A 13,533-nucleotide genomic window follows, 5' to 3' on the forward strand; every position below is an offset into this window, starting at 1 on the left:
TCCTAATCCATTACCTCGTTTTTAAAAACTCCAGTTCCCGCGCGGCTTCTTCGTCCGAGCTGTTTCCTGCCACATACTGCTCCATCAGCTCCCGCGCCTTGTCAAAGTCTCCCTTGTACTCGTATGCAACTGCCTGATTGTAGATCAGATCCGGCACCGAGGCGGCGTCCGGCTTTAATAATCCCTGGGCGAAATAGGTGATAGCCGTCTCATAATCCTTTTCACCGAATTTGCAGAGGCCCATCCGGTTGTACAGCTCGGCATTTTCGATTCCTTCCGCCTGGGCGCTCTCATAGAGCGTCATGGCCTCGGCAGAGGCTCCCTGGTTCTCCAACGCCGCTCCAGCCGCGAGAATCGCCTCCGCCCGGCCCGGAGCATTCTTCTCTGTATCCAGTTCCGCCGCACGCTTATAATCGTCCAGCGCCCCGCTTAAGTCTCCCGTCTGCGCTTTGGAGACGCAGCGCATGTTCAAATATTCCGGACGCTCCTTATCCACCTGAATCAGGATACCGTAGGTATCCGAGGCAGCCTGGTAATCTGCGGCACGGTATTCCGCCTCCGCACGGTATTTCAGTACGTCAATATCGAATGCGCCCACCAGCGCGTTGGAGGCATTAATCGCCTCGTCGAAAGAAGCAATCGCACTCTCATAATCCCCAGCATTCAGCGCTTCTATTCCCGCATCGCGGTACGTATACTTATTTTCACTCTTTCCGCATCCTACGGTTAAGCTCATGCATACGCCGGCCGTCAGGACGAGAAGCTTTAATCTGGAACCCATTTTTACTCTGGAACATGTTTTCATCTTAAATTCTCCATCCGGGGAGGTTACTGCTTTCCGGTACTCCCGTGGCCTCCGCGGTCCTCATGGTCAAGCGTGTCCGTTTCTTCAAATGACAGCTCCGGCTGGTGCTTCATGATGCGGAACTGGCAGATTCTGTCATTGGCGTGAATCACCGTGTCACGAAGGGCATAAGCCGGGAAAAACCACTGGTCATTATCCCCGCAGTACGTCTCATCGATGACTCCCATGCTGTTCGTCTGGATCACACCGTAATTCTTAAACGTGCTGCTTCTCGGCACCACATGGGCCTCATAGCCGGCCGGCAGCTCCATGGCGATTCCAAGCGGAATCAGCTGAAACTCTCCCGCCTTCAGTTCAATCTCTTCCGCCGCGCGTAAATCGATCCAGTCGGATTTGCCTCCAATGTAGCATAAACGCTCGATTTTATCTATAAAATATTTTATTCTGATTTTCTCTGTCACTGTATATCCTCCTGATTATGAGCACGAAACGGCTGTCTCTCAGCCGCCTGCGTGCGGTAGTTATTCTGTGTCTCCACTGTCCTCACGGGTTACAGCCGCTTCCGCGATCCCATCTCCCAACTCGGTGAGGGGGATTTCCTCCAGAAGCGCCTCATCTTCCGGGAGCAGTTCTCCGCTTCCCTTTAACTCCTCCTCCACCTCCATGCGGATCTCGGCAGCGGTTTCGGGATCCGGAGTGGGGAGATTCTGAGTCGAGCCAATTCCGAACCGGCGAAGGAACTCTTCCGTCGTGGCAAACAGTGCGGGGCGGCCCGGAGCGTCGAGACGGCCCACCTCGTATACCAGGTTGTATTCCACCAGCCTGTTCACCGCGTGATCGGACTTGACGCCGCGGATCTTCTCGATCTCCATCTTCGTGACCGGCTGCTTATAGGCGATGATCGACAGCGTCTCCAGGACCACATCCGTCAGCACCTGTTTTTTCGGGGTGGCGGCCACGCGGATGAGATTCTCATAATACTCCGGCCTGGTACACATCTGGTAGCTGCTCTCCAGTTCGATAATCTGCATCCCCTTCCGTCCGGCTTCATACTGCTTCATGAGCCGTTTTACGGCGGCTCTTGCCGTCTCCTCGTCCTGTCCGATCGCGGCTGCCAGCTGTCTCACCTCGACGGAATTGCCCATGGTAAATAAGACCGCTTCGATCACGGCCTCATACTCCCGCTCTTCAATTGTAATCTCTCTCAGTTCCTCAATCGGCAGCGACTCCTGCGCTTCCCACTTCTTCTTCATCTTTTTTATACCCTTCGATATCTTCCTCTAACTCCGATAAGTCCAGATCCTCTTCCTCGCCTTCCGGCTCCAGCGTCTCAATAAACATATCGTCGAATAAATGCTCCTGGGTCAGATGAATCTTACCGATCTTCATCAGCTCCAGAAGCGCAAGAAACGTCACCACGACCTCCGTCTTGTCCGCCTGCCTTTCGAGCATTCCCCGGAAAGAGAATTTGCGGTGCAGCCTGGCATAACCCAGAACCGAGGCGATCTTGTCCTCCAGACTCACCGGTTCTCTCGTAATATTACCGAACCGGCTCCTCACAGGGTCGATCCGGTCCTCTGTCCTTTTCATCACGGACTTAAAAATCTCCTGAAGCTTTGCCAGCGTCAGGCCGTCTAACAGGCCATCCAAGTCCACCGGCGGCTCATACTTCGCCACCTCCGGAGGCACCGTAGGCCCCTTAAAAAGCAGGCGGTCCGCGCCGACCTCCTTCTCCTTCAGTTCAAACGCCATGTATTTGTAATACTTATATTCCAGAAGACGAGCCATCAGTTCGGCCCTCGGATCTTCCTCCTCGCCGTCCTCATTCACTTCTCTCGGCAGGAGCATGCGGGATTTGATGTCGATGAGCGTCGCCGCCATCACCAGGAATTCACTGACAATGTTTAAATCCTCGGTCTCCATGTGGCTCACGTAATCGAGATACTGCTCCGTAATCGTCACAATAGGAATGTCATAAATATTCAATTTATTCTTTTCAATCAGATGGAGCAGCAAGTCCAGAGGACCCTCAAAATTCTCCAGCTTATAGGATATTCCCATAGTTTCCTCCCGGCATCAGAAAGTAAGCGCTACCGATTAGTATATCAAATCCACCGGCTTCTGTAAATATTTAACCTGTTTTTCTCTTTAAATTCACCACCACTAGCTGCGGTTTGTTGTTCAGCCTGATATTGATGGAATGAGTCCCCAGGCCGCGGCTCACGATCATGTACTTCCCGCTCTCCTCAAATGTTCCGGCGCACCAAGGCAGAAAAAACTGAAACTGAGGGGTCATGACCCCGCCCAGATACGGAAGGCGTATGGTTCCCCCATGAAAATGGCCGGACAGCGTCAAATCAGCGCCCCATTTCCGGCAGGAATCGAAAAAAAGGGGCGAATGGCAGAGCAAGATCTGAAACCGCTCCCGTTCAGCCGGTCCCGCCAGCCTTCCAATCTCCTCCGGCCGCAGATGGTCGGGATGGAACTTCTTATAATACCGTTCCGCCAGATCGATTCCGGTGACGGCGATATCATCCCGGAACTTCATTGTCCTGTTGGAAAGGAAGCGGACTCCCATTTTCTTTAGCTCCCTCACATAGATGTCATACTGCATCCCGAAATTCTTCCGTTCCCGGTTCATCCTCGTCTCATGGTTTCCATTGCCATAATAGATGGGGCAGCGTTTCGCCAGTTCCCCGATCAGTTCCAGGGATACCCGCAGATCCGCGCTTTCCCTGCTGACCATCATGTCGCCCCCGATCAGGATCACGTCGGGTTTTACCTCGTCGACCGCATGGAGCAGGCGTTTATTATGATCTCCAAACTCATGGTCATGTAAATCAGAGAGAAATACCATCCGGCAGTCTCTCGTTATCTTTTCAGTCAGAATCTCCGTCCTCTCTACGGACAGCTGCTCCCTCTCGTACTGCGAGCGAAGCAAAAGCCCCGCTCCGGCAGCGGCGGACAGCATACCGGCGGCAAGCCACATATCATTCTTCCTCATCTTTCACCAGTCTTCCACTTCATTTTATTTCTTTTGATGCCTTTTGATTTTGTACCATCATACACTGAAAAAGTATGCCGCGTCAAGGCAAAGCATACTTAAGCTTTCGTGTTTAGCTGAACAGGCATTCCTGAATGGACTTTCCGTAACGTTCCTTCCGTGAAACGAAAAAAGCCGCTGTACCGTTTTGCAGTACAGCAGCCTATTGGGAACCAGCAAACCAATAATTCCTTTACCAGATCAAAAAGTCTTTGTTCAAAAGGCGGAGAATTCCTTCCACCAAAAAGTAATCTCCATAGATAACAGGCACCTCCCGGTCGGCGGCCCGGTCGTATCTGGCGGAGCCATGGGAGACAATCGAATCCTTTTTCGGGTCCCACTCGCAGTACTCATCTGTAACCGCCTTTAAGCAGCGGACAGCCGACTTCACGTACAGATTCTTTTCCAGCGGCTTCACGTGTCCGGCCAGTTCCAAAAGTCCGCACGCGGCGCAGACTCCCGCCGTCGTATCCAGGTAGCGCGGCTCCTCCGGCGCCCGGAAATCGATCAGCGGCACATATCCGTTTATCGCCGCGTTGGCACAGAAATAGTGAGCCACCCGCTTAGATGCGTCCAAATACGCTGTATTTCCGGTATACCGGTAGGCCAGCGCCATGCCATAAATAGCCCATGCCTGCCCCCGGCTCCAGGAGGAACCGCTCTCATAGCCCTGACCTCCCGGATTTCCCAGATATTCCCCGGTCTCCGGGTCGAATTCCACCAGATGGTTGCAGGAGCCATCCGGCCGGATGATGTATTTCAGCGCCATGTCGGTATGGTTCACCGCAATCTGACGGAGTGCGCTGTCATGAAGCTCTCCCGCTGCCCAATAGAGAAGAGGCAGATTCATGAGGCAGTCCACAATCGCGATTCCGGACCGCTCCCCGTTCCACGCCCTTAAGTATCCGGCCTTTGGATTGTAACGGCCTGCCAGAATTCCCGCCGCGTGAAGGCCTCTCGTTCTGGAAGCCTCACTGCCGGTCAGCCGGTAGTCGGCCACAGCCGTATGCAGCCAGAGGAAGCCCACATCGTGATCCAGTTTTATATAGGAAGCGAGAGCCTCATCCAGCCGTACCTCGATTCCCTCCGCGGCCTTTCTGTAACATTCCTTTCCTGCCGCATGATACATCTGCCACAGAATTCCGCTGTAGAACCCATTTGTCCAGGCCGCAAGCTCCTTCTTTCCCATATCTTCGTATACGCCGTTTACGGGAACGTAGGGCATCATGGAGCCGAGGCGGAGACACTGGGCCTCCAGCTTCCGTTCTAATTTCCCCCAGATTTCCTCCGCCCAGATATGGGTCTCACCATCAATCTCCCAGAGCATAACAGTTTCCTCCTCCGATCACAATCTTCTGATCCGTAAATTCTGTTTCTACCAGTGTCCCGATCTCCATTTTTCCTGCCGGAACCGCGAAACGGACTGCCGGTATGCAGACATTGGGGAAAATGAGATTCATATTGGGCAGAGCCGTAATGACAATGCCGTCTCCGTCTCCATGTTCGGCTTCGATCCGGCTTTTGCCATGATCATCGGATACTTCCGCAGCTCCTCTTGCCTCCGTCTTTTTCGTCTCTTCCATACAGTTCGGATAGGAAAAACCGCAGTCATAGGCCACGCAGGATATGGTGCTGGTTATCTTATGTCTGCGCTTATGGCCGCCTTTCACCGGCAGAAGCCACGTCTCCACTTCGATGCCCTCCACCGGGCTCCATCTGGAATAGACACCGTTCTCCGAAACACGGTGTTCCAGACACGCCCTCCGGACGTAGTACATGCCATGCGCGTAAAACGCCAGCATGCTGTCTGTTCCCGCCTGCTCCAGCTGATGAAAGGAACGGGAAACACAGAATCCAAATACCGACGAATAAGCAAACTTGGCGTATTTTTCCGCCGCAAACGGATGCTCCATCACCGGATACTGGCCTGCGGTCAGGGCCACAACCTCGTGTTTCCGGTGACACAGCACCATGTCGCATTCCTTCACCGCAAGAACCTCCGAAAGCTTCGGCAGCGGCTGGCTTTCTGCCGTCCAGAACGGATGGCTGTCAGGCAGAGCCAGGCATACGAAGGTCTTAAACGACCAGTAGGGCGAGCCAGGGGCATTGTAGCTCTCCGACATCAGCAGATTCGGGTACGTATAACCGATGGTGAGGACACCTCCATTGTCAAAGATCGGCTGTGCCATCCAGTATTCCATGTGGCGTTCCAGAATTCCCTTCATGACGCCCCATGAAATGCACTCCACACCGGCCAGGGCGCAGGCGCTGAAAAATGCTGCCTGCGCGAAGCGGTAGGTTAAGGAACGGCCAAAGGGAAGCGCCTTCCCCTCATCGTCAAACCAATAGAGAAACGTCTCTGCAAATTTTGCCGCCCGGCACTTGAACCGTTCTGCGGTCTCCGGATCGTCCTGTCCCATGAAAGCCGCATAGAGAAGGCAGTAAAAATGAATTCCAAAGGATGTGTAGTAATCCTTTTGCGGCCGTTTTCCATCGGAATACCAGCCATTTCCAATATAAAAGGATTCGTACCGGTCCATGGCATCCTTTACCTGTTCTTCGTTCCATTTCCTCCCCACGCTGCGCAGCGCCAGGTTGGTGATCACCTTAAAATACTGCCAGTTGTTGTCTGCCTGGGAGTATCGGTTGATCTGATACAGCCAGTCCGCCAGACGGTTCTTTTCCTTCTCTTCCAGCGGATCCCACAATTTTTCCGGAACCATCAGGATCCCGTAGCTGATCGCAGCCATTTCGACCATCCGCTGATCCTTGTCGTGTAAATCCCCCCAATATGCCTCCGACTCCGGGTCCGTTCCCGCAGAAAGGCCTTTCCGGTAAACCGGCAGAAGACTTTCGTCCGTGCCACCGCCGGCCCAGTACGAAGCCAGCCCCCATAAAACCCGTGAGAATCCCTCCATTCCGGCAATCTGGCTGCCGTATCCAGCCGCGGCCGCCCCCAGCTTCAGATGGGCGCAGTCTTTGCTGTAGTGTGGTTTGAGCGGCTCTACCATATTTAAAAACATATCCTGATAATACAATTTTTCCATTATGTCTCCTCCTGATCCTCTATCTGTTTAGAAGGTTGGCAAAGGCGCTGTAAAATCCAATTATTTCACAGCGCCCTCACGTTATATTGCTATTAGTTCGTTTTCAGCTCATCCAGAATTTCCTGATACTGCTCCACCAGTTCTTTTGCTGCCTCTTCCGGTGTGATATCTCCATAGATAACCTCCTGAATCAGATCTTTCCGGACTACTTCCAGTTCCGTGTTTCCGCTGATCATATTATTGGTATAGGAGTTCTCCGCAGAAACCTCTACTGCCTTTTTCTGTACCTCGCTTATAACCCCTTCCGCTATCAAAATATCATCCGACTGCTTTGTAGGACAGTAACCCACATCTGTTTTACAGATTTTGATAGACTCCTGATCGTTCATCAGGAAATCCAGGAACTTTGCAGCTTCCTCTTTATTTGCGGAATTATCATTAATTGCGAATCCGCGGTCGCCTCCATAGATTGATCCGCTGGTCTTTGCATTTTCAATGACCGGGAGAGGAATTACTTCCAGAGGGCTGTCGATCGAGGCAATATACTTCGGTGCACTTCCTGTGTAATCCACGATCATGCCAACCTTGCCGTTGATCCATTTCATATTCTGGTCTGCCTGTCCCGCAAAGGCGGCCGCCTCACCGAATGGTTCTATCGTATTGGTTGAATATAATTCTTCAATATTCCGGAATGCTGCTGCCGCGTCTGCCTCTGTAAAGTTCATCGTATAGGTCTCCTCGTCAACCAGAGGCTTTCCTGTTATCTGTGCCAGATACGGCTGAACGTACAGACGGTTCAGCATGTCAGCATCGGCCGTCATCAAGTATACATCACTATCCTTTTCATGAATCGATTTCCCCAGTTCTTTGATCTCATCCCAGGTATATTTCTTCGTCAGGTCTACTCCGTACTGTTCTGCGAAGTCAGTATTGACATATACGATTGTGGAACCGCCGACCGTACACGGGAATATATTGGGTTCTCCACGATAAGTGCCGGATATCTCCAGCAGATTGTCCTTCAGCGTGCTCAAATCCACCGGCAGCGTGGATAAATCCGCCAGATAGTGTTTCGCCCCCTGAATATCCGGCAGCCATTCCTTACTAAGCTGTATGATATCCGGCGCCGTATTGCTGGAGAGTGTCGTCATGATTTTTTCATAGTACCCGTCGTATCCCTGATACTCCGCCTCCACGCTCACATTGGGATTCTTTTTTTCATAGGCCTCGATCACCGCCAGCAGCGCCTGATGCCTGCTGTCACTCCCCCACCAGGAAAAGCGAAGTGTCACGGATTCCCCGCTGGCTTCTGTGGTTCCCGCCGCCGTACTGTCATTGGCGCCTGCTGCCGCGGTACTGCTTTCCGCCGCTGTCGTATCTGTCTTCTCATTTCCTGCTCCCGATCCGCACCCCATCAAGGACACCGCCGCCATGGAAGCGGCCATCACCAGTGCAGCGCGTTTCATTAACTGTTTCTTCATAAAATATTTCCTCCTTCATCGTTTTCCCTTTTACGATTCAGCCGCACGGCTGAACTGTTACCTGTATTCTATCACAAATCCATTTTTCCAAGCCCCTTCTCAGATTGCAGGTGCCTATCATAAGATTCTATCTTCATATTATAAGCCTATCATTTTATTATCCCTTAATGCCTCCGGCTGTGATTCCTTCCACAAAGTATTTCTGTGCGAAGAAATACAGCAGCACCGGCGGAATCAGCGACAGAAAAGACATGGCCAGTATCTGGTTCCACGGTGTGGATGCACCCTGGCTGTCGATCGACATCTTTAAGGCCAGCGACAGCGTATAGTTCTTCACGCTGCTGATATACACCAGATTGTTGAAGTAGTCGTTCCATCTCCAGAGCGTCTGAAAAATAATAACGGAGAAAATGGAGGGCTTCATCAGCGGTGCCAGAATTCTCACATATACCATCAGCGGATTACAGCCGTCCATATAGGCCGATTCGTCCAGTTCTCTCGGGATTCCCCTCAAAAACTGTATCTGCATAAAAATCAGGAACGGATAGCATGCCAGGACTGCCGGAACCCAGAACGGCAGGTAGGTGTCAACCCAGCCGAACTTATTGAACACCACGTACCGCGGGATCATGATAACCGCGTCCGGCAGCATCAGTGTGGAGATCATCAGCATGAACAGCAGCTTCTTCATGGGAAACTTAAATCTCGCAAAGCCGTATGCAACAATCCCGGTAGATATAGCGGTCAGTGCAACCGTCGGAATAACAAGCTTAAATGTATTTAAATAGAATGTCAAATAGGAAAATTGTCCGCTTCCCTTCCAGCCTTCTCTGTATGCCGAAAAAGAGAAGTGCTCCGGAAGCAGGGTCATCTTTCCAAACAGCTCTTTGTTGTCCTTAAATGTGGCGAAAAACAGCCAGAACAGCGGATAAATCATAGCTGCACCCACGGCAATCAGGATCACGTAGGCGATCAGATTATTTTTTTTACTTCTCATCAGTCCATTCCTCCATCGTTATAGAATACCCACGCGCTTGACGAGCGGAATACCAGGAGCGTAATCAAAAGGATTGCCACAAACATCACCCAGGAGGATGCGGAAGCATATCCCATTTTCAGATTCTGGAACGCGTCCTCGTATATCTTGACTCCCATCAGGTACGTTCCGTGGTTCGGTCCGCCGTTGGTGATAATGAAGGCGGAGGTGAACTCCTGGAGCGCATGTATGATCTGCATGATCAGGTTAAAGAACACGACGGGTGTCAGCATCGGAAATGTAATATTCCAGAACTGTACCCATTTGTTCGCCCCGTCCACCGAAGCCGCCTCATAAAGCTCTGTCGGAACGTTCTTAAGCCCTGCGAGAAACAGCACCATGGATGAGCCGAACTGCCAGATTACCAGTAGGCTGATGGTTACGAGCGCGATGTCCGGATCTCCCAGCCAGTCGACAGCCGGAATATGTACGACGCCCAGCATCTTGTTTAACATGCCTTCCTTCATAAACATGAATCTCCAGAGTATGGAGATGGCCACGCTTCCCCCCATGATAGACGGCAGATAGTAAATCGTCCTGAACAGGTTGATCCCCTTCAGACGCATATTTAAGATCATCGCTACGACGAGCGCCATGACGAGCTTCATCGGCACCGACATCAGTGCGTACTTAAATGTCAGAAAGAACGACTTCAGGAAGTACTTATCTTTCGTAAACAGCCTGATGTAATTGTCAAATCCGACCCATTTTCCTTCCGATAATATGGAGAAATTCGTAAACGAGTAATACAGTGACATGATTAACGGGTACGCCTGTAAAATAAGGAATCCCAGAAGCCATGGCAGAATGAAGAGCAGCCCCCATCTCCAGTTCTTCGGATACTTTCTCACGACAGTGCCCCCTGCGGTTTTTGGTTTCAATGACGACATGATACTTTCCTCCTTTGCTGATTTCCGGTTGTCATTCGCAGCCTGCCGCAAGCCTTTGCTGCCGGGTCCGGCCTACGGTTTACGCTCCGGTTCCTGTGACTTTGCAGGGCATTAGCAGTTCTTAACGCGCAGAATTTTTCGTTCAGGGGAAATGACCACTTGTCTGAGCGAAGCGAGTTTGGGCATTTTCCCTGGTTTTTAGAAAAATACTGCACGTTTAGAACTGCTTATGCCCGAAACCGGAACTGGAACCGGAGTGTAAACCGTAGGAGCCGGACCCGGCAGCAAAGGCTTGCGGCAGGCTGCGAGTGGCAACAGTTTCCATTCCCTTCGGAACATAACTCATGGACTGTATTCTATCATGTCCGCTTATTTTTGCGCCCCTGTGCCGATTGTGAACGCCTATCATTTCAATCTATCATTATTTTATCCGCCTATCTCTATTTTAGGGAAAACCGTTTTCATGGTTATTCCTTTGACTGTGGCAACTTTCCCATGATATACTGGAATCACTTAATTCTGGGGGAGGAAATACCATGTATGAACTACTGATCGTAGATGACGAGGCCAGTTCCCGCGATATCCTCGCGTCCTGTTTTCCATGGGACGAGCAGGGCTTTCACGTATGCGGGCAGAAAGACAGCGGCCAGGAAGCGCTGGACTATCTAAAGGATCATTCCGTCCACGTAATCCTGACCGACATCAGCATGCCCGGCATGGACGGGATCGAGCTGGCAAAGAGTGTTTCAGAGCTGGAAGGTGTCCGGCCTATGGTCGTCTTTTTAAGCGCCTACGATAACTTTAAATACGCACAGAATGCGATCCGGTACGGCGTCCGGTATTACGTCTTAAAACCGACTAATTTTTCAGAGCTGAAGGAGATCTTCGGAACCATCCGACACGAGCTGGATGCCAAATATAACGTAAGTTCCGACGATGCCCAGGACTACTCCACCGACGAAATCATCCAGAAGGTCTTAAGCTACTTAAGTCAGAATTACAGGGAGGGCTCCCTGTCCTCACTGGCCGAATCCCTGTATTTAAACCCCTCTTATTTAAGCCAGCTGATCAAACAGAAGACCTCCAAAACTTTTTCCGATCTGCTGGGCGAGGCGCGGATGAAGCAGGCCGCCCTGTTCCTCAAGGATCCTGACACCAAGATCTACAACATCAGCAACATGATCGGCTATGTGAATCCCAATAACTTCGCACGGGCCTTCAAGGCCTACTGGGGCGTCACCCCGACCGAGTACAGAAGCCATGAAAAATAAATCAATCCTTGAAGGTCTGGAACGGAAATACCATTCCACCACAATCCGTTTTTTCATCAGAAGCCTGCTGGTCAACAGCCTTCTGATGCTGATCCCTCTTCTGCTCATCGGCCTGTACAGCATATTCCGGACAACGAATGAGAGCACCAGCGAGGCCGAAAAGAAGGCCTCGGTAATCTTAAACCAGGCGGATGACATTCTGGAGACCTTTTATACCCACGTGGACAACGCATACTTATTCTTCGCGTCCAATCCCAGAGTGACGCTGCAGTTAAAGAACGCGTTTGATGAGAAATCGCTGACGCTGGATTCAATCAAGTCCGTCGAGAACATTTCGCTGAACTTTCAGAACCTGATTTACACCGACGGCTATTTGAGGAATATCTATGTCTATTATAAAAATGACTACAGCCGGATCTTCGTGCCCTTGAGCTCAAAGCTCATCTCCTTTCCTCCTGACAGGGAAAGGGACGTCTTAAACTCCTACGGTCACGCAGGCGAAGAGGACGTCTGGATGGAGTTTTCCGATGATCCGCTGCTGTATACAGAATACCGGACTCCCAGCCTGTTGGTCTACCGGAAGCTGTACCGCAGAACCACCGATATCCAGAACGGACTGGTCATCTTCAGCTTCAGCGCGGACAAGCTGAAGAGTGAACTGTCCGGCCTGCTGGAATTTCCGGATCAGAAGCTCTTTCTGATGGATGCCTCCAGCCGCCTGGTCTGGCCTTCAACTGAGGAATTTCCGAAAGACGACATTCTGGATCTTGCGGGGGAGATGGCCTCCCTTCCGGCCACCTCCCCCGCGGACGCCGTCAACCTGGACTATAAGTCGTATACTGCGACGTACCTGCCGTCACCGAGATCCTACGGGTTTTCGTATCTTCTGCTGACCCCCAGGAATGAAATCTACCGGACGACCATCAGTCTGACCAGCATGTACATCATCATCACGCTGGCGGCGATCGCGGTTGCCTGCATGATTGCATTTTTCAAGACACGGCACGATTACAAATACCTCGATAAGATTATCAGCGTATTCAGCACGCCGGATACCGCAGTCAATCAGATCCGTCAGCCAAAGAAAGGCAGCTCCAGCCCATTTGAATACATCTTGTTCAACGTTATCCGCCTCTTCATCGAGCAGGACTACTTAAAAATGCAGGATTCCGAAAAGGCAGCCAAGCTCCAGCTCTCCAAAATGCAGGCGCTTCAGCACCAGATCAATCCCCACTTCCTGCATAACACGTTAAACAATATTTACTGGGAATCCGTCAAACTGACCGGCTCGGAGAACCGGTGCAGCCAGATGATATCGTATCTTTCCGCGATCATGCGCTACTCGCTCAGTGATCCCCAGGATAACGTGAAGATTCAGGAGGAGATCAACTACTTAAAAAAATACCTTGAAATTATGAAGCTCCGTTACACCGACCGCTTCGATGTCGAGTTTTCCCTCGCGCCGGACTGCTCCATCTATCCGGTCAGAAAAATGATTCTGCAGCCCCTCGTCGAGAACGCAATCTACCATGGGATTAAAGAAAAAAAGGAAAAGGGCCTGATCCGCATCTCCATTCACAGAAAAAAGAACCGTATCTACTTCACTATTTATGACACGGGCAAGGGCATTCCGGTCGATCAGCTGGCCTCGATCAGAGCAGGCCTTGAAGAGACCAGCCGAAACTCCAATCAGCATATCGGACTGGCGAACACCAATTCCCGTCTGGTCTTATCCTACGGTGAAGGCTCCGTTCTGCATATGAACAGCCGCTGTGGAAAGTTTACCGTAATCTGGTTTTCCATACCGGTACCTGACGAAACAATCGAGTAGGAGGCGGTGATTAACCGACGTCCTCTCACACCACCGTGCGTACCGTTCGGTACACGGCGGTTTCAACAGTTGACGTGCACAGACTGATAAGCTGTGGCTAAATCATAAAAGCCACTGCTTATCAGTCTT

At 51.3% G+C, this 13,533-nt stretch carries 12 protein-coding genes; 2 read left to right on the forward strand and 10 right to left on the reverse strand.

The features are described 5' to 3' along the window. Nucleotides 1-10 precede the first annotated feature (10 nt). The 10 genes from DFR60_RS29600 to DFR60_RS29645 all read right to left on the reverse strand — a co-directional run bounded on the left by DFR60_RS29600 (nt 11) and on the right by DFR60_RS29645 (nt 10,302). Entirely contained in the window at nt 11-805 is a 795-nt protein-coding gene (locus DFR60_RS29600; protein ID WP_110326821.1) for a tetratricopeptide repeat protein, read from the reverse strand. 23 nt (nt 806-828) lie between these two features. Further along, nucleotides 829-1,266: a dUTP diphosphatase gene (locus DFR60_RS29605; protein ID WP_110326823.1), complete on the reverse strand. Its 438-nt coding sequence runs from the start codon at nt 1,264-1,266 to the stop codon at nt 829-831. Nucleotides 1,267-1,326: 60 nt separating this feature from the next. Then, complete coding sequence (scpB, locus tag DFR60_RS29610) at nt 1,327-2,058, reverse strand: SMC-Scp complex subunit ScpB (RefSeq protein WP_110326825.1); 732 nt, start codon at nt 2,056-2,058, stop codon at nt 1,327-1,329. Further along, nucleotides 2,018-2,866, reverse strand: a complete 849-nt coding sequence (locus DFR60_RS29615; protein ID WP_110326827.1) for a segregation and condensation protein A — start codon at nt 2,864-2,866, stop codon at nt 2,018-2,020. The genes scpB and DFR60_RS29615 overlap by 41 nt, the downstream gene beginning before the upstream one ends. 70 nt (nt 2,867-2,936) lie before the next feature. Next, nucleotides 2,937-3,794, reverse strand: coding sequence for a metallophosphoesterase (locus tag DFR60_RS29620; protein ID WP_110326829.1), 858 nt, complete (start codon nt 3,792-3,794; stop codon nt 2,937-2,939). Nucleotides 3,795-4,041: 247 nt separating this feature from the next. After that, a complete protein-coding gene (locus DFR60_RS29625) occupies nt 4,042-5,175 on the reverse strand; it encodes a glycoside hydrolase family 88 protein (RefSeq protein ID WP_110326831.1) in 1,134 nt (377 codons plus the stop codon). Further along, nucleotides 5,159-6,895 carry a DUF2264 domain-containing protein gene (locus DFR60_RS29630; protein WP_110326833.1) on the reverse strand — a complete coding sequence of 579 codons (1,737 nt, stop codon included), beginning with the start codon at nt 6,893-6,895 and terminating at the stop codon, nt 5,159-5,161. The genes DFR60_RS29625 and DFR60_RS29630 overlap by 17 nt, the downstream gene beginning before the upstream one ends. A 92-nt stretch (nt 6,896-6,987) precedes the next feature. Beyond that, nucleotides 6,988-8,376 carry an ABC transporter substrate-binding protein gene (locus tag DFR60_RS29635; protein ID WP_110326835.1) on the reverse strand — a complete coding sequence of 463 codons (1,389 nt, stop codon included), beginning with the start codon at nt 8,374-8,376 and terminating at the stop codon, nt 6,988-6,990. Nucleotides 8,377-8,533: 157 nt separating this feature from the next. Next, on the reverse strand, nt 8,534-9,373 hold the full coding sequence (locus tag DFR60_RS29640; RefSeq protein ID WP_207659598.1) for a carbohydrate ABC transporter permease: 840 nt from the start codon (nt 9,371-9,373) through the stop codon (nt 8,534-8,536). Next, nucleotides 9,373-10,302: a carbohydrate ABC transporter permease gene (locus DFR60_RS29645; RefSeq protein ID WP_110326839.1), complete on the reverse strand. Its 930-nt coding sequence runs from the start codon at nt 10,300-10,302 to the stop codon at nt 9,373-9,375. Before DFR60_RS29645 ends, DFR60_RS29640 begins: the two co-directional genes overlap by 1 nt. 536 nt (nt 10,303-10,838) lie before the next feature. On the opposite strand from DFR60_RS29645, the gene DFR60_RS29650 reads away from it, so the two are divergent. After that, the gene (locus tag DFR60_RS29650) at nt 10,839-11,573 is read left to right on the forward strand and encodes a response regulator transcription factor (protein ID WP_110326841.1); all 735 of its coding nucleotides are present in this window, start codon (nt 10,839-10,841) and stop codon (nt 11,571-11,573) included. Next, nucleotides 11,563-13,404 carry a sensor histidine kinase gene (locus DFR60_RS29655; protein WP_110326843.1) on the forward strand — a complete coding sequence of 614 codons (1,842 nt, stop codon included), beginning with the start codon at nt 11,563-11,565 and terminating at the stop codon, nt 13,402-13,404. The genes DFR60_RS29650 and DFR60_RS29655 overlap by 11 nt, the downstream gene beginning before the upstream one ends. Nucleotides 13,405-13,533 lie beyond the last annotated feature (129 nt).

This window comes from Hungatella effluvii (assembly GCF_003201875.1).
Lineage (GTDB): Bacteria > Bacillota > Clostridia > Lachnospirales > Lachnospiraceae > Hungatella > Hungatella effluvii.